Genomic DNA, 16,463 nt, shown 5'->3' with positions numbered 1-16,463 from the left:
CGGAGAGCCTCTTTTTTTGTTTTGGAACCCATGATTTTTTCGTTCTTAGTGTAGATGAATTTTATGAGTGACATTATTTTTCTTCGATGGAAAACTTCTAAAATATGGTATAATGAAAAGATAAAGAAGTTGGGGGTAGAAGATGAACATTCAACAATTACGTTATGTTGTGGCTATTGCGAATAGCGGTACTTTTCGTGAAGCTGCTGAAAAGATGTATGTTAGTCAGCCGAGTTTGTCTATTTCTGTTCGTGATTTGGAAAAAGAGTTGGGCTTTAAGATTTTCCGTCGGACCAGCTCAGGGACTTTCTTGACTCGTCGTGGTATGGAATTTTATGAAAAAGCTCAAGAATTGGTTAAAGGATTTGATATTTTTCAAAATCAGTATGCCAATCCTGAAGAAGAAAAAGATGAATTTTCCATTGCTAGTCAGCACTATGACTTCTTGCCACCAACTATTACGGCCTTTTCAGAGCGCTATCCTGACTATAAGAATTTCCGTATTTTTGAATCAACTACTGTTCAAATCTTAGACGAAGTAGCGCAAGGACATAGTGAGATTGGGATTATCTACCTCAACAATCAAAATAAAAAGGGGATTATGCAACGGGTTGAAAAGCTAGGTCTGGAGGTTATTGAGTTGATTCCCTTCCATACCCACATTTATCTTCGTGAAGGGCATCCTTTGGCTCAGAAAGAGGAATTGGTTATGGAGGATTTAGCTGATTTACCAACGGTTCGTTTTACTCAAGAGAAAGACGAGTACCTTTATTATTCAGAGAATTTTGTTGATACCAGTGCGAGCTCACAGATGTTCAATGTGACAGACCGTGCTACCTTGAATGGTATTTTGGAGCGGACGGACGCCTATGCGACAGGTTCTGGATTTTTAGATAGTGATAGTGTTAATGGTATCACAGTTATTCGTCTCAAGGATAACCTAGATAATCGCATGGTTTATGTTAAACGTGAAGAAGTGGAGCTGAGTCAAGCTGGGACTCTCTTTGTAGAAGTCATGCAAGAATATTTTAATCAGAAGAGGAAATCATGAAAAAAAGAGGAATAGTGGCAGTCATTGTACTGCTTTTGATTGGGCTTGATCAGTTGGTAAAATCCTACATCGTCCAGCAAATTCCATTGGGTGAAGTACGATCTTGGATTCCCAATTTCGTTAGCTTGACCTACCTGCAAAATCGAGGGGCAGCCTTTTCTATCTTACAAGATCAGCAGTTGTTATTCGCTGTCATTACTCTGGTTGTCGTGATTGGTGCCATTTGGTATCTACATAAACACATGGAGGACTCATTCTGGATGGTCTTGGGTTTGACCTTGATTATTGCAGGTGGACTTGGAAACTTTATTGACAGGGTGAGTCAGGGCTTTGTTGTGGATATGTTCCACCTTGACTTTATCAATTTTGCAATTTTCAATGTGGCAGATAGCTATCTGACGGTTGGAGTGATTATTTTATTGATTGCAATGTTAAAAGAGGAAATAAATGGAAATTAAAATTGAAACTGGTGGCCTGCGTTTGGATAAGGCTTTGTCGGATTTGACAGAATTATCACGCAGTCTCGCGAATGAACAAATCAAATCAGGCCAGGTCTTGGTCAATGGTCAAGTCAAGAAAGCTAAATACACTGTCCAAGAGGGCGATGTCGTCACTTACCATGTGCCAGAACCAGAGGTTTTAGAGTATGTAGCTGAGAATCTTCCGCTAGAAATCATCTACCAAGATGAGGATGTGGCCGTCGTTAACAAACCTCAGGGGATGGTGGTGCATCCAAGTGCTGGTCATACTAGTGGGACCCTGGTAAATGCCCTTATGTATCATATTAAGGACTTGTCGGGTATCAATGGGGTTCTGCGTCCAGGAATTGTTCACCGTATTGATAAGGATACGTCAGGTCTTCTTATGATTGCTAAAAACGATGAGGCGCATCTAGCACTTGCCCAAGAACTCAAGGATAAAAAGTCTCTTCGTAAATATTGGGCGATTGTTCATGGAAATTTGCCCAATGATCGCGGTGTAATTGAAGCACCGATTGGCCGTAGTGAAAAAGACCGTAAGAAACAGGCTGTGACTGCTAAAGGGAAACCTGCAGTGACCCGTTTCCACGTTTTGGAACGCTTTGGTGATTATAGCTTAGTGGAGCTGCAGCTGGAAACAGGCCGCACTCATCAAATCCGTGTCCACATGGCTTATATTGGTCATCCAGTCGCTGGTGATGAAGTCTATGGTCCTCGCAAGACTTTGAAAGGAAATGGACAGTTTCTTCATGCCAAGACTTTAGGTTTTACTCATCCGAGAACAGGTGAGATTTTGGAATTTACAGCAGATATCCCAGAGCTTTTTAAGGAAACCTTGGAGAGATTGAGAAAGAATTAGACGTGATAAAAGGTTGAGATGACTTGTCTCGACCTTTTTCCTATCAACTCTTTTCTATTTCCTGCCATTCATGTTATAATGGATAAATATGAAGAATCGGAGTGAGACTATGAAATACAAACGGATTGTCTTTAAGGTGGGGACTTCTTCTCTGACAAATGAGGATGGAAGTTTATCACGTAGTAAGGTAAAGGCTATTACCCAGCAGTTGGCTATGTTGCACGAAGCTGGTCATGAATTGATTTTGGTGTCGTCGGGTGCCATTGCTGCAGGTTTTGGTGCCTTAGGATTTAAAAAGCGTCCGACTAAGATTGCTGATAAACAGGCTTCAGCAGCGGTAGGGCAAGGGCTTTTGTTGGAAGAATACACGACCAATCTTCTCTTGCGCCAAATCGTTTCTGCACAAATCTTGCTGACCCAGGATGACTTTGTGGATAAGCGCCGTTATAAAAATGCTCATCAGGCTTTGTCGGTTTTACTCAACCGTGGCGCGATTCCTATCATCAATGAGAATGACAGTGTCGTTATTGATGAGCTCAAGGTTGGGGACAATGACACTCTGAGTGCGCAGGTAGCTGCCATGGTCCAAGCTGACCTTTTGGTCCTCTTGACAGACGTAGACGGTCTTTATACTGGAAATCCTAATTCATATCCAAGAGCCAAACGCTTGGAGAAAATCGATACTATCAATCGTGAGATTATTGATATGGCCGGTGGAGCAGGTTCGTCTAATGGTACAGGTGGCATGTTAACCAAAATCAAAGCTGCAACTATCGCGACGGAATCAGGAGTTCCTGTTTATATCTGCTCATCCTTGAAGTCAGATGCCATGATTGAAGCAGCTGAGGAGACCAAGGATGGTTCCTACTTTGTTGCGCAAGAGAAGGGACTTCGTACCCAGAAACAATGGCTGGCCTTTTATGCTCAGAGTCAAGGTTCTATTTGGGTTGATAAAGGGGCTGCAGAAGCTCTCTCTCAACATGGCAAGAGTCTTCTCTTATCTGGTATTGTTGAAGCAGAAGGCGCCTTTTCTTATGGTGATATCGTGACAGTATTTGACAAGGAAAGTGGAAAATCACTTGGAAAAGGGCGTGTGCAATTTGGTGCATCTGCTTTGGAGGATATGTTGCGTTCTCAAAAAGCCAAGGGTGTCTTGATTCACCGTGATGACTGGATTTCCATTACACCTGAAATCCAACTTCTCTTTACAGAATTTTAGAGGTAAACTATGGTAAGTACACAAGAACAATTTGAACAGGTACAGGCTGTTAAAAAATCGATCAACACAGCTAGTGAAGAGGTAAAAAACCAAGCCTTGTTAGCCATGGCTAATCACTTAGTGGCTGCTACAGAGGAAATTTTAGCGGCTAATGCCCTCGATATGGAAGCTGCTAAGGGTAGAATCTCAGATGTGATGCTGGATCGTCTTTATTTGGATGCAGGTCGTATAGAAGCGATGGCAACTGGGATTCGTGAAGTGGTTGCCTTACCAGATCCAATAGGTGAAGTTTTAGAAACAAGTCATCTTGAAAATGGTTTGGTTATCACCAAAAAACGTGTGGCTATGGGTGTTATCGGTATTATCTATGAAAGTCGTCCAAATGTGACGTCAGACGCAGCTGCTTTGGCTCTCAAGAGTGGAAATGCGGTTGTTCTTCGTAGTGGGAAGGATGCCTATCAAACTGCCCATGCCATTGTCACAGCCTTGAAGAAGGGCTTGGAAACGACTACTATTCACCCAGATGTGATTCAACTGGTGGAAGATACCAGCCGTGAAAGTAGCTATGCCATGATGAAGGCCAAGGGCTATCTAGACCTTCTCATTCCTCGTGGAGGGGCTGGCTTGATCAATGCCGTGGTTGAGAATGCGATTGTACCTGTTATCGAGACAGGGACTGGGATTGTCCATGTCTATGTGGATAAGGATGCAGACGAAGACAAGGCACTGTCTATCATCAACAATGCTAAAACCAGTCGTCCTTCTGTTTGTAATGCCATGGAGGTTCTACTTGTTCATGAAGACAAGGCAGCAAGCTTCCTTCCTCGCTTGGAGCAAGTGCTGGTTGAGAATCGAAAAGAAGCTGGGTTGGAACCAATTCAATTCCGCTTGGATGAAAATGCAAGTCAGTTTCTTTCAGGCCAAGCAGCTGAGGATCAAGACTTTGACACCGAATTTTTGGACTATGTTCTAGCTGTTAAGGTTGTGAGCAGTTTAGAAGAAGCGGTTGCGCACATTGAAGCTCACAGTACCCATCATTCGGATGCCATTGTGACGGAAAACGCTGAAGCTGCAGCATACTTTACAGATCAAGTGGACTCTGCAGCTGTCTATGTCAATGCCTCAACTCGTTTCACAGATGGTGGCCAATTTGGTCTTGGTTGTGAAATGGGGATTTCTACTCAGAAATTGCACGCGCGTGGTCCAATGGGCTTGAAGGAGTTGACTAGCTACAAGTATGTGGTTACTGGTGACGGACAGATAAGGGAGTAAGAGATGAAGATTGGATTTATCGGTTTGGGAAATATGGGAGCTAGTTTGACCAAGGCTGTTTTGCAGGCCAAGACGGGTGATGACATTCTTCTTGCCAATCGTAGTCAAGCCAAGGTGGATGCTTTCATCGCCAACTTTGGTGGTCAGGCTTCCAGCAATGAAGAAATTTTTGCAGAAGCAGATGTGATTTTTCTAGGAGTTAAGCCTGCTCAGTTTTCTGAACTGCTTTCTCAATACCAGACCATTCTTGAAAAACGAGAGAGTCTTCTTTTGATCTCCATGGCAGCTGGATTGACTTTAGAAAAACTAGCAAGTCTTATCCCAAGTCAACACCGAATTATTCGTATGATGCCAAATACCCCTGCTTCTATCGGACAAGGAGTGATTAGTTATGCCTTGTCTCCTAATTGCAGGGTTGAGGACAGTGAGCTCTTTTGTCAGCTTTTAAATAAGGCTGGTCTATTGGTTGAACTAGGAGAAGGCTTAATCGACGCAGCGACAGGTCTTGCAGGCTGTGGACCAGCCTTTGTCTATCTCTTTATTGAGGCCTTGGCAGATGCAGGTGTTCAGACTGGATTGCCACGAGAGACAGCATTGAAAATGGCGGCTCAAACTGTGGTAGGAGCTGGTCAATTGGTCCTAGAAAGCCAAGAGCATCCTGGAGTATTGAAAGACCAAGTCTGCAGCCCAGGCGGTTCGACTATCGCTGGTGTAGCGAGTCTAGAAGCGCATGCTTTTCGAGGAACAGTCATGGATGCAGTTGGTCAAGCCTACAAACGAACACAAGAATTAGGTAAATAAGAGGTGGCTTTGTCTGCCTCTTTTATGGTGGTTGAAATGAGAAGACAAAAAGATTGTCACAAACCCCTATTTTTTTGATAGAATAGAAGTAGTAAAAAAGAAATGAGTTAGACATGTCAAAAGGATTTTTAGTCTCTCTTGAGGGACCAGAGGGAGCAGGAAAGACCAGTGTTTTGGAGGCTCTGCTCCCGATTTTAGAGGAAAACGGAGTAGAGGTGCTGACGACCCGTGAGCCAGGCGGAGTCTTGATTGGGGAGAAGATTCGGGAAGTAATTTTGGATCCAAGTCATACTCAGATGGATGCTAAAACAGAGCTTTTGCTCTATATTGCCAGTCGCAGACAGCACTTGGTGGAAAAAGTTCTCCCTGCCCTTGAAGCTGGCAAGTTGATCATTATGGACCGCTTCATAGATAGTTCCATTGCATATCAGGGATTTGGTCGTGGCTTGGATATTGACGCCATTGATTGGCTCAATCAGTTTGCGACAGATGGCCTTAAACCTGATTTGACACTCTATTTTGACATCGAGGTGGAAGAAGGACTGGCTCGCATTGCTGCTAATAGCAATCGTGAGGTCAATCGTTTGGACTTGGAAGGGTTGGACTTGCATAAAAAAGTCCGTCAAGGTTACCTTTCTCTTCTGGACAAAGAAGGAAGTCGTATTGTCAAGATTGATGCTAGTTTTCCTTTGGAGCAAGTTGTGGAAACTACCAAGACTGTCTTGTTTGATAGAATGGGATTGGCTAAATGAAACAAGATCAACTAAAGGCCTGGCAACCAGATCAGTTTGACCGATTTGTCCGTATCCTAGAACAAGACCAGCTCAATCATGCCTACCTCTTTTCAGGTTTCTTTGGAAGCTTGGAAATGGCGCAATTTTTAGCTAAGAGCCTCTTTTGTACAGATAAAGTAGGTGTTTTACCATGTGAGAAATGCCGAAATTGTAAACTGATTGAACAGGGAGAATTTCCCGATGTCACTTTGATTAAACCAGTTAATCAGGTCATTAAGACAGAACGCATTCGAGAATTGGTGGGGCAGTTTTCTCAAGCAGGGATTGAAAGCCAGCAGCAGGTCTTTATTATCGATCAAGCTGAGAAAATGCACCCTAATGCAGCCAATTCTTTGCTCAAGGTCATCGAAGAACCCCAGAGTGAGGTTTACATTTTCTTCTTGACCAGCGATGAGGAAAAGATCTTACCGACAATCCGAAGTCGGACCCAGATTTTCCACTTTAAAAAGCAAGAAGAAAAACTCATCTTGCTCTTAGAACAAATGGGGCTGGTTAAGAAAAAAGCAACTCTCTTAGCCCAGTTTAGTCAATCACGAGCTGAAGCAGAAAAGTTGGCTAATCAGGCAGGCTTTTGGACCTTCGTCGATGAAAGTGAACGCCTGCTGACTTGGTTAGTGGCTAAGAAAAAAGAAAGTTATCTGCAGGTTGCTAAATTAGCCAACTTGGCAGATGATAAGGAAAAACAAGATCAGGTTTTACGGATTCTTGAAGTCCTCTGTGGGCAGGACCTCCTGCAAGCAAGAGTTAGAGTGATTCTACAAGATTTGCTAGAAGCTAGAAAAATGTGGCAAGCTAATGTCAGCTTTCAAAATGCCATGGAATATCTGGTCTTGAAAGAAATATGAACTCAAAAATGAACGATAAAGAAAGGAAAGGGCTGTTTTATGGACAAAAAAGAATTATTTGACGCGCTGGATGATTTTTCCCAACAGTTATTGGTAACCTTGGCCGATGTGGAAGCCATCAAGAAAAATCTCAAGAGCCTGGTAGAGGAAAATACAGCTCTTCGCTTGGAAAATAGTAAGTTGCGCGAACGCTTGGGTGAGGTGGAAGCAGATGCTCCTGTCAAGGCTAAGCATGTTCGTGAAAGTGTCCGTCGTATTTACCGGGATGGATTTCACGTATGTAATGATTTTTATGGACAACGTCGAGAGAAGGACGAGGAATGTATGTTCTGTGACGAGTTGTTATACAGGGAGTAGGCATGCAGATTCAAAAAAGTTTTAAGGGGCAGTCTCCCTATGGCAAGCTGTATCTAGTGGCAACGCCGATTGGCAATCTAGACGATATGACCTTTCGAGCTATCCAGACCTTGAAAGAGGTGGACTGGATTGCTGCTGAGGACACGCGCAATACTGGGCTTTTGCTCAAGCATTTTGATATTTCTACTAAGCAGATTAGTTTTCATGAGCACAATGCCAAGGAAAAGATTCCTGATTTGATTAGTTTCCTGAAAGCAGGACAAAGTATTGCTCAGGTTTCTGATGCGGGTCTGCCTAGCATCTCAGACCCTGGTCATGATTTGGTTAAGGCAGCCATTGAGGAAGATATTGCTGTTGTCACAGTTCCAGGTGCCTCTGCAGGAATTTCTGCTTTGATTGCCAGTGGTTTAGCGCCACAGCCACATATCTTTTACGGCTTTTTACCGAGAAAATCAGGCCAGCAAAAGCAATTTTTCGACTCGAAAAAAGACTATCCTGAAACACAAATTTTCTATGAATCCCCTCATCGTGTAGCAGATACGTTGGAAAATATGCTAGCAGTTTATGGCAACCGCTCGGTCGTCTTGGTCAGAGAATTGACCAAAATCTATGAAGAATACCAAAGAGGTACAATTTCTGAATTGCTGGAAAGCATCTCTGAAACGCCACTTAAGGGAGAATGCCTTCTCATTGTTGAAGGTGCCAGTCAGGATGTGGAGGAAAAAGACAAGGAGGACTTGTTCTTAGAAATCCAAGTCCGCATCCAGCAAGGCATGAAGAAAAACCAAGCTATCAAGGAAGTCGCTAAGATTTACCAGTGGAATAAAAGCCAGCTTTATGCTGCCTACCACGAATGGGAAGAAAATCAAGAAAATGACTAAACAGGGAAGTTTGCCTTCTTCCCTTTTTTTGTTATACTAGTAGAAGAAAAAAATAGAAAGATTTGTGGGAGTGAAAAAGTCCGGGGGACTTTTTCAGCCTGAGCCAAGAAATTCGAGAGCGAGGAAAGTCCTGTGGACTTTTTCAGCCTGAGCCAAGAAATTCGAGAGCGAGGAAAGTCCTGTGGACTTTTTCAGCCTGAGCCAAGAAATTCGAGAGCGAGGAAAGTCCTGTGGACTTTTTCAGCCTGAGCCAGGAAATTCGAAAGCGAAGTAAGTCCTGTGGACTTTTTCAACCTGAGCCAAGAAACTCGAAAGCGAAGTAAGTCCTGTGGACTCTTTCAGCCTGAGCCAAGAAACTCGAAAGCGAAGTAAGTCCGATTGGCTTTTTCAATGTGAACCTTGTCTTCACACTCCCAAAGAGGTATTAGTGTCGTGTCTCAATCTTATATCAATGTTATCGGTGCTGGTTTGGCAGGGTCAGAAGCAGCGTACCAAATTGCAGAACGTGGTATTCCAGTTAAACTCTATGAAATGCGTGGGGTCAAGTCAACACCCCAGCACAAAACAGACAATTTTGCTGAGTTGGTTTGTTCCAATTCTCTTCGTGGGGATGCTCTAACTAATGCTGTTGGGCTTCTCAAGGAAGAAATGCGTCGCTTGGGTTCTGTTATCTTGGAATCTGCTGAAGCTACACGTGTTCCTGCAGGTGGTGCTCTTGCGGTGGACCGTGATGGTTTCTCTCAAATGGTGACCGAAAAAGTGGCCAACCATCCCTTGATTGAAGTGGTTCGTGATGAAATTACAGAATTGCCGACAGATGTTATTACAGTTATCGCTACTGGTCCTTTGACTAGCGATGCCTTGGCTGAAAAGATTCATGCTCTTAATGATGGCGATGGTTTCTATTTCTACGATGCGGCAGCCCCTATTATCGACGTCAACACTATCGATATGAGCAAGGTCTATCTCAAGTCTCGTTATGATAAGGGAGAAGCCGCTTATCTCAACGCTCCAATGACCAAGCAAGAATTTATGGATTTCCATGAAGCCTTGGTCAATGCGGAAGAAGCTCCGCTCAATTCCTTTGAAAAAGAAAAGTATTTTGAAGGCTGTATGCCTATCGAAGTTATGGCCAAACGAGGTATTAAAACCATGCTTTATGGTCCTATGAAACCAGTGGGTCTTGAGTATCCGGACGACTACACAGGACCTCGTGATGGAGAATTTAAAACACCTTATGCGGTTGTGCAACTTCGTCAGGACAATGCAGCAGGTAGTCTCTATAATATCGTTGGTTTCCAGACCCACCTCAAATGGGGGGAACAAAAGCGTGTCTTCCAAATGATTCCAGGTCTTGAAAATGCGGAGTTTGTTCGTTATGGTGTTATGCACCGCAATTCTTACATGGATTCACCAAATCTTCTTGAGCAAACCTATCGTTCTAAGAAACAGCCAAACCTCTTCTTTGCTGGTCAAATGACGGGTGTGGAAGGCTATGTAGAGTCAGCTGCTTCAGGCTTGGTTGCGGGAATTAACGCGGCTCGTCTCTTCAAGGGAGAAAGCGAGGCTATTTTCCCAGAAACAACAGCGATTGGAAGCTTAGCTCATTACATCACCCATGCCGACAGCAAACATTTCCAACCAATGAATGTCAATTTTGGAATCATCAAGGAGTTGGAAGGCGAACGTATCCGTGATAAGAAGGCTCGTTATGAAAAAATTGCAGAGCGTGCCCTTGCTGACTTAGAGGAATTTTTAACAGTCTAATTTTTTTGAAAGAATTGCTCATGATACTATAAAAATCTTAGAAATTGTGATAAAATAGGTAGGATAAAAGAAGGAGAGTGAAAATGGCGAATCCCAAGTATAAACGTATTTTAATCAAGTTATCAGGTGAAGCCCTTGCCGGAGAACGTGGCGTAGGGATTGATATCCAAACAGTTCAAACAATCGCAAAAGAGATTCAAGAAGTTCATAGCTTAGGTATCGAAATTGCCCTTGTTATTGGTGGAGGAAATCTCTGGCGTGGAGAACCTGCTGCAGAAGCAGGAATGGACCGCGTTCAGGCAGATTACACAGGAATGCTTGGGACTGTTATGAATGCTCTTGTGATGGCAGATTCATTGCAACAAGTTGGGGTTGATACACGTGTGCAAACAGCGATTGCTATGCAACAAGTGGCAGAGCCTTATGTACGTGGACGTGCCCTTCGTCACCTTGAAAAAGGCCGTATCGTTATCTTTGGTGCTGGAATTGGTTCACCATACTTCTCAACAGATACAACAGCGGCTCTTCGTGCAGCTGAAATCGAAGCGGATGCTATCCTTATGGCTAAAAATGGTGTAGACGGTGTTTACAATGCCGATCCTAAGAAGGACAAGACGGCCGTTAAATTTGAAGAATTGACCCACCGTGATGTCATTAACAAAGGTCTTCGTATCATGGACTCAACAGCTTCAACCCTCTCAATGGACAACGATATTGACTTGGTTGTCTTTAACATGAACCAACCAGGCAACATCAAACGTGTCGTATTTGGTGAAAATATAGGAACAACAGTTTCAAATAATATCGAAGAAAAGGAATAAGAAAGATTATGGCTAACGCAATTATTGAAAAAGCTAAAGAGAGAATGACCCAGTCTCACCAATCACTTGCTCGTGAATTTGGTGGTATCCGTGCTGGCCGTGCCAATGCAAGCTTGCTTGACCGTGTACATGTAGAATACTATGGAGTTGAAACTCCTCTTAACCAAATCGCTTCAATTACGATTCCAGAAGCGCGTGTTTTGTTGGTCACACCATTTGACAAGTCTTCGTTGAAAGACATCGAACGTGCCTTGAACGCTTCTGATCTTGGTATCACACCAGCTAACGACGGTTCTGTTATTCGTTTGGTTATCCCTGCTCTTACAGAAGAAACTCGTCGTGACCTTGCTAAAGAAGTGAAGAAGGTCGGAGAAAATGCTAAAGTGGCTGTCCGCAATATCCGTCGCGATGCTATGGACGAAGCTAAGAAACAAGAAAAAGCAAAAGAAATCACTGAAGACGAATTGAAGACTCTTGAAAAAGACATTCAAAAAGTAACAGACGATGCTGTCAAACACATCGATGACATGACTGCCAACAAAGAAAAAGAACTTTTGGAAGTCTAAAAATAAACAGAAAAACTCAGTTGGCATTGCTGGCTGAGTTTTATTCGAAAGAAGGAAATATGAATACAAATCTTGCAAGTTTTATCGTTGGACTGATCATCGATGAAAACGACCGTTTTTACTTTGTGCAAAAGGATGGTCAAACCTATGCTCTTGCTAAGGAAGAAGGTCAACATACAGTAGGGGATACGGTCAAAGGTTTTGCCTACACGGATATGAAGCAAAAACTCCGCCTGACAACCATAGAAGTGACTGCCACTCAGGACCAATTTGGTTGGGGAACTGTAACGGAAGTTCGTAAGGACTTGGGTGTCTTTGTGAATACAGGCCTGCCCGATAAGGAAATCGTAGTATCACTAGATATTCTCCCTGAGCTTAAGGAACTCTGGCCTAAGAAGGGCGACCAACTTTACATCCGTCTTGAAGTGGACAAGAAAGACCGTATCTGGGGACTCTTGGCCTATCAAGAAGACTTCCAACGTCTGGCTCGTCCTGCCTACAACAACATGCAGAACCAAAACTGGCCAGCCATTGTGTACCGCCTCAAGCTATCAGGAACTTTTGTTTACCTGCCAGAAAATAACATGCTTGGTTTTATCCATCCTAGCGAGCGTTACGCAGAGCCACGTTTGGGGCAAGTATTAGATGCGCGTGTCATTGGTTTTCGCGAAGTGGATCGCACTCTGAACCTCTCTCTCAAACCACGTTCTTTTGAAATGTTGGAAAATGATGCCCAGATGATTTTGACTTATTTGGAAAGCAATGGCGGTTTCATGACCTTGAATGACAAGTCATCTCCAGACGAGATCAAAGCAACCTTTGGCATTTCTAAAGGTCAGTTCAAGAAAGCACTTGGTGGCTTGATGAAGGCTGGCAAAATCAAGCAAGACCAGTTTGGGACAGAGTTGATCTAGGTCTTATAGACATGATAAAGAAATTTGAAGAAATGAGTTTGGAGGAACTCTGGCAACTTTTTCCTATTTTTCTAGTAGAGCACAAGTCAGAGTGGAAAGACTGGTATGAATTGGAGAAAACAAGTCTGAAAAAAATATTGGGTGCAAATGTTATTAAAAGAATAGAACATATCGGTAGCACTGCTATCCCTAATATTTGGGCCAAAAATATCGTTGATATTCTGTTAGAAGTAGGTAGAATAGAGGATTTAGCAAGAGTTAGGAATTTATTGGTGAAGAATGGGTGGCTAGTGATGTCGGAGAGTCCTAACAGGATTTCGCTAAATAAAGGATATACAGAGCAGGGATTTGCTGAGAAAGTTTTTCATTTACATTTGCGAATGACGGGAGATCATAACGAGATTTATTTTAGAGATTATCTCTGCCAGCATCCAGATATCGCCCAAGCGTATCAGGAATTAAAACTCAGTTTGTGGAAACAATTTGAACACAATCGAGACGCCTATACAGATGCGAAAACGGATTTTATAAACCATTATGTGTCAGAGGCTAAGTCCAGTAATTTTTAAAAATCAGAAAAGTTTCATCAAAAAAAGTCTTGATAGGAGAAAGAATTGAGAAAATCATTTTACACTTGGCTCATGACTGAGCGCAATCCTAAAAGTAACAGTCCCAAAGCAATCTTGGCAGACCTCGCTTTTGAAGAGTCAGCCTTCCCAAAACACACAGATGATTTTGATGAGGTGAGTCGCTTTTTGGAAGAACATGCCAGTTTCTCTTTCAACCTAGGAGACTTTGACGCTATCTGGCAAGAATACTTAGAACACTAGCATGATTCATTGGGTTTGGGCTAGTAATTTCTCCACCCCTTTGCTATAATAAAAAGAAATAAAAGGATTAGAGAGGTTCTTTATTTGAAGGAACATTCAATAGACATTCAACTGAGTCATCCAGATGACTTGTTTCATCTTTTTGGTTCCAATGAACGCCATCTTCGTTTGATGGAAGAAGAGCTTGATGTGGTGATTCATGCTCGTACGGAGATTGTGCAGGTTTTGGGAGAAGAGACTGCCTGTGAGGAAGCCCGTCAAGTTATTCAGGCTTTGATGGTCTTGGTAAATCGTGGGATGACAGTTGGTACGCCAGATGTGGTAACGGCTATTAGCATGGTCAAAAACGATGAAATCGACAAGTTTGTCGCCCTTTACGAAGAAGAAATCATCAAGGATAATACTGGGAAGACTATCCGTGTCAAAACCCTGGGTCAAAAACTTTATGTGGACAGTGTTAAACAGCATGATGTGACCTTTGGAATTGGGCCAGCAGGGACAGGGAAGACCTTTCTTGCAGTTACTTTGGCAGTGACTGCCCTTAAACGTGGGCAAGTCAAGCGAATTATCCTAACTCGTCCAGCGGTGGAAGCAGGAGAGAGTCTTGGATTTCTTCCGGGTGATCTTAAGGAGAAGGTAGATCCTTACCTTCGACCCGTTTATGATGCCTTGTATCAGATTCTCGGCAAAGACCAAACGACTCGTCTCATGGAGCGTGAAATTATCGAGATTGCGCCCCTTGCCTATATGCGTGGACGGACCTTGGATGATGCTTTTGTGATTCTCGATGAGGCGCAAAATACGACCATTATGCAGATGAAGATGTTTTTGACTCGTTTAGGTTTTAATTCTAAGATGATTGTCAATGGAGATATCAGTCAGATTGACCTTCCACGTAACGTCAAGTCTGGTCTGATTGATGCTCAAGAAAAACTCAAGAACATCCATCAGATTGACTTTGTTCATTTTTCAGCCAAGGATGTGGTTCGCCATCCTGTTGTCGCTCAGATTATCCGAGCTTATGAACCAGCTCCAATTAAAAATGAAGAGCGTGAAGAAAACCAAGAAGAAACAGAATAGCAAAAAAGAGCAGTTCAGGTGGAATTGCTCTTTCTTTTATCTGATAATTAGATTTTTTATACTAGTTCATCGATTGGAGTATGTTTTTTATCGAGTCCTTGGGCTACTGGAAGACTGGTTAAGTAACCTTGATAAGTGGTAACACCTTGACGCAAGCCCTCATCCTCAGAGATTGCTTGTACAAAACCTTTACCAGCCAAAGCTTCGATATAAGGAAGAGTGACATTGGTTAAGGCAATGGTTGAAGTACGGGCTACCGCACCGGGGATGTTAGCAACGGCATAGTGGAGCACACCGTGTTTTTCATAGACAGGCTCATCGTGCGTTGTCACACGGTCAGCTGTCTCGATAACACCACCTTGGTCAACAGCAACGTCAACGATGACTGATCCTGGACGCATTTGCTTGACCATCTCATCTGTCACCAATTTTGGTGCTTTGGCACCTGGGATGAGAACCGCTCCGATCACCACATCCGCATCTCTCACACTGGCTTCGATGTTGAGCGAATTGGACATAAGGGTTTGAATTTGATGACCAAAGACCTCCTCTAAAACGGAGAGACGTTTAGCACTGATATCAAGGATGGTCACTTGCGCTCCCAATCCTAAAGCGATGCGGGCAGCATGGGTCCCTACGACACCGCCACCGATGATGGTTACTTTCCCTTTAGGTACACCCGGTACACCACCCAGTAGAACGCCAAAACCTCCTGCTTGCTTAGTTAGGAAATGAGCACCGATTTGGACTGCCATACGGCCTGCAACCTCACTCATAGGTACGAGGAGTGGTAACTGACCTTGGGAATCACGAACAGTTTCATAGGCAATACCTGTTGTTTTTGCTTCCAACATAGCATCTGCTAATTCTGGAGCAGCGGCCATGTGCAAGTAGGTGAAGAGAAGCAGGTCGTCACGCAAGTACTCATATTCAGAAGTTAATGGTTCTTTTACTTTCACGACTAACTCTGCAGCCCAGGCTTCACCAGCAGTAGCGACAATCTCAGCTCCTTGCTTTTGATAGTCAGCATCAGTAAATCCTGAACCTAGACCAGCATTTGTTTCGATAAGGACGCGATGACCACGACCGACTAAGCTGTGGACACCAGCAGGTGTGAGGGCAACACGGTTTTCATTATTCTTAATTTCTTTTGGAATTCCGATTAACATAGAGAAAAACTCCCTTTCTATTGACGGGTTGTAAATGATTTATCACAATTATCTATAAAATAAGGTGATGATTTTATTCTATATGAAACCGCTTTAAAAAGCAAGAAAAACTTGTTGTAACTTCTTTTTTATGCTAGACTGGTAGAAAATACTTTTGAATGGTAGAAACGTATGGAATCAATCTTTTTAAAACTAGCTCAGTATCTCATAGTCGAGACTGAGCGTTTATTGCTTAGACCTGTAACCTTGGATGATGCGGAAGAAATGTTTGAGTATGCCTCGGACAGAGAAAATACGCGCTACACTTTTCCAACCAATCAAAGCTTGGAAGAAACCAAGAATAACATTGCTCAGTTCTACTTGGCCAATCCCTTGGGACGGTGGGGAATAGAACTAAAAAGCAATGGTCAGTTTATTGGAACCATTGACTTGCACAAGATTGATCCTGTTCTTAAGAAGGCAGCTATTGGCTACATTATCAATAAAAAGTATTGGAATCAAGGATTGACGACAGAAGCCAATCGTGCTGTGATTGAGCTGGCTTTTGAGAAGATTGGAATGAATAAGTTGGTTGCCCTTCACGATAAGGACAATCCTGCATCTGGAAAGGTCATGGAGAAATCAGGTATGCGTTTTTCCCACGAAGAACCCTATGCCAGAATGGATAATAAAGAACCAGGGCGAATTATCACAAGAGTTTATTATGTCTTGACTAAGGAAGACTATTTTGCAAATAAATAAGCAGTTGAGAAGAAATT

The 16,463-nt window shown here is 43.0% G+C and carries 19 protein-coding genes and 1 pseudogene; 18 read left to right on the top strand and 2 right to left on the bottom strand.

Annotated features, from left to right (window positions below; genetic code table 11):
• Nucleotides 1–78: 78 nt before the first annotated feature.
• Nucleotides 79–150 (bottom strand): annotated as a pseudogene (locus D8849_RS10585) (AraC family transcriptional regulator); the annotation flags it as partial.
• Here D8849_RS10585 and D8849_RS01375 point away from each other — a divergent pair.
• The 17 genes from D8849_RS01375 (at nt 143) to D8849_RS01295 (ending at nt 14,536) form a co-directional block, all read left to right on the top strand.
• Nucleotides 143–1,051, top strand: a complete 909-nt coding sequence (locus tag D8849_RS01375) for a LysR family transcriptional regulator (protein WP_001025694.1) — start codon at nt 143–145, stop codon at nt 1,049–1,051. The pseudogene D8849_RS10585 and the gene D8849_RS01375 overlap by 8 nt on opposite strands.
• Entirely contained in the window at nt 1,048–1,509 is a 462-nt protein-coding gene (gene lspA / locus D8849_RS01370) for a signal peptidase II (protein ID WP_125385959.1), read from the top strand. The genes D8849_RS01375 and lspA overlap by 4 nt, the downstream gene beginning before the upstream one ends.
• Complete coding sequence (locus tag D8849_RS01365; RefSeq protein ID WP_049488651.1) at nt 1,499–2,389, top strand: RluA family pseudouridine synthase; 891 nt, start codon at nt 1,499–1,501, stop codon at nt 2,387–2,389. Before lspA ends, D8849_RS01365 begins: the two co-directional genes overlap by 11 nt.
• Before the next feature lie 109 nt (nt 2,390–2,498).
• Nucleotides 2,499–3,608 carry a glutamate 5-kinase gene (gene proB / locus D8849_RS01360; RefSeq protein WP_221762852.1) on the top strand — a complete coding sequence of 370 codons (1,110 nt, stop codon included), beginning with the start codon at nt 2,499–2,501 and terminating at the stop codon, nt 3,606–3,608.
• 9 nt (nt 3,609–3,617) lie between these two features.
• Nucleotides 3,618–4,880 carry a glutamate-5-semialdehyde dehydrogenase gene (locus D8849_RS01355; protein ID WP_125385957.1) on the top strand — a complete coding sequence of 421 codons (1,263 nt, stop codon included), beginning with the start codon at nt 3,618–3,620 and terminating at the stop codon, nt 4,878–4,880.
• 3 nt (nt 4,881–4,883) lie between these two features.
• Nucleotides 4,884–5,681 (top strand): pyrroline-5-carboxylate reductase, encoded by a 798-nt coding sequence (gene proC / locus D8849_RS01350; RefSeq protein ID WP_125385956.1) that lies wholly within the window; start codon nt 4,884–4,886, stop codon nt 5,679–5,681.
• A gap of 113 nt (nt 5,682–5,794) precedes the next feature.
• Nucleotides 5,795–6,433, top strand: coding sequence for a dTMP kinase (tmk, locus tag D8849_RS01345; RefSeq protein ID WP_049488658.1), 639 nt, complete (start codon nt 5,795–5,797; stop codon nt 6,431–6,433).
• The gene (locus D8849_RS01340; protein WP_049488660.1) at nt 6,430–7,320 is read left to right on the top strand and encodes a DNA polymerase III subunit delta'; all 891 of its coding nucleotides are present in this window, start codon (nt 6,430–6,432) and stop codon (nt 7,318–7,320) included. The genes tmk and D8849_RS01340 overlap by 4 nt, the downstream gene beginning before the upstream one ends.
• A 39-nt stretch (nt 7,321–7,359) precedes the next feature.
• Nucleotides 7,360–7,677 (top strand): DNA replication initiation control protein YabA, encoded by a 318-nt coding sequence (gene yabA / locus D8849_RS01335; protein WP_049488662.1) that lies wholly within the window; start codon nt 7,360–7,362, stop codon nt 7,675–7,677.
• 2 nt (nt 7,678–7,679) lie between these two features.
• Nucleotides 7,680–8,558, top strand: coding sequence for a 16S rRNA (cytidine(1402)-2'-O)-methyltransferase (gene rsmI / locus D8849_RS01330; RefSeq protein WP_049488664.1), 879 nt, complete (start codon nt 7,680–7,682; stop codon nt 8,556–8,558).
• Nucleotides 8,559–8,990: 432 nt separating this feature from the next.
• The gene (gene trmFO / locus D8849_RS01325; RefSeq protein ID WP_000083700.1) at nt 8,991–10,325 is read left to right on the top strand and encodes a methylenetetrahydrofolate--tRNA-(uracil(54)-C(5))-methyltransferase (FADH(2)-oxidizing) TrmFO; all 1,335 of its coding nucleotides are present in this window, start codon (nt 8,991–8,993) and stop codon (nt 10,323–10,325) included.
• An 83-nt stretch (nt 10,326–10,408) separates the two neighbouring features.
• Nucleotides 10,409–11,146: a UMP kinase gene (gene pyrH, locus D8849_RS01320; RefSeq protein ID WP_000002996.1), complete on the top strand. Its 738-nt coding sequence runs from the start codon at nt 10,409–10,411 to the stop codon at nt 11,144–11,146.
• An 8-nt stretch (nt 11,147–11,154) separates the two neighbouring features.
• The gene (gene frr, locus D8849_RS01315; protein WP_001262225.1) at nt 11,155–11,712 is read left to right on the top strand and encodes a ribosome recycling factor; all 558 of its coding nucleotides are present in this window, start codon (nt 11,155–11,157) and stop codon (nt 11,710–11,712) included.
• Nucleotides 11,713–11,771: 59 nt separating this feature from the next.
• The gene (gene cvfB / locus D8849_RS01310) at nt 11,772–12,626 is read left to right on the top strand and encodes an RNA-binding virulence regulatory protein CvfB (RefSeq protein WP_125385955.1); all 855 of its coding nucleotides are present in this window, start codon (nt 11,772–11,774) and stop codon (nt 12,624–12,626) included.
• Between the two features lie 11 nt (nt 12,627–12,637).
• Nucleotides 12,638–13,195, top strand: coding sequence for a GrpB family protein (locus D8849_RS01305; RefSeq protein ID WP_125385954.1), 558 nt, complete (start codon nt 12,638–12,640; stop codon nt 13,193–13,195).
• A gap of 45 nt (nt 13,196–13,240) precedes the next feature.
• Complete coding sequence (locus tag D8849_RS01300; RefSeq protein ID WP_001232084.1) at nt 13,241–13,456, top strand: YozE family protein; 216 nt, start codon at nt 13,241–13,243, stop codon at nt 13,454–13,456.
• A gap of 84 nt (nt 13,457–13,540) precedes the next feature.
• Nucleotides 13,541–14,536, top strand: a complete 996-nt coding sequence (locus tag D8849_RS01295) for a PhoH family protein (RefSeq protein ID WP_125385953.1) — start codon at nt 13,541–13,543, stop codon at nt 14,534–14,536.
• A 56-nt stretch (nt 14,537–14,592) separates the two neighbouring features.
• Here D8849_RS01295 and ald read toward each other — a convergent pair whose 3' ends face one another.
• Nucleotides 14,593–15,705 (bottom strand): alanine dehydrogenase, encoded by a 1,113-nt coding sequence (gene ald, locus D8849_RS01290; protein WP_125385952.1) that lies wholly within the window; start codon nt 15,703–15,705, stop codon nt 14,593–14,595.
• A gap of 171 nt (nt 15,706–15,876) precedes the next feature.
• Here ald and D8849_RS01285 point away from each other — a divergent pair, with 171 nt between their 5' ends.
• Nucleotides 15,877–16,446, top strand: a complete 570-nt coding sequence (locus tag D8849_RS01285) for a GNAT family N-acetyltransferase (RefSeq protein WP_125385951.1) — start codon at nt 15,877–15,879, stop codon at nt 16,444–16,446.
• The last annotated feature ends 17 nt before the right edge of the window (nt 16,447–16,463 follow it).

The organism is Streptococcus mitis (genome assembly GCF_003942765.1).
GTDB classification, from domain to species: Bacteria; Bacillota; Bacilli; order Lactobacillales; family Streptococcaceae; genus Streptococcus; species Streptococcus mitis_BE.
This window is presented reverse-complemented; position numbering and strand designations above follow the sequence as displayed.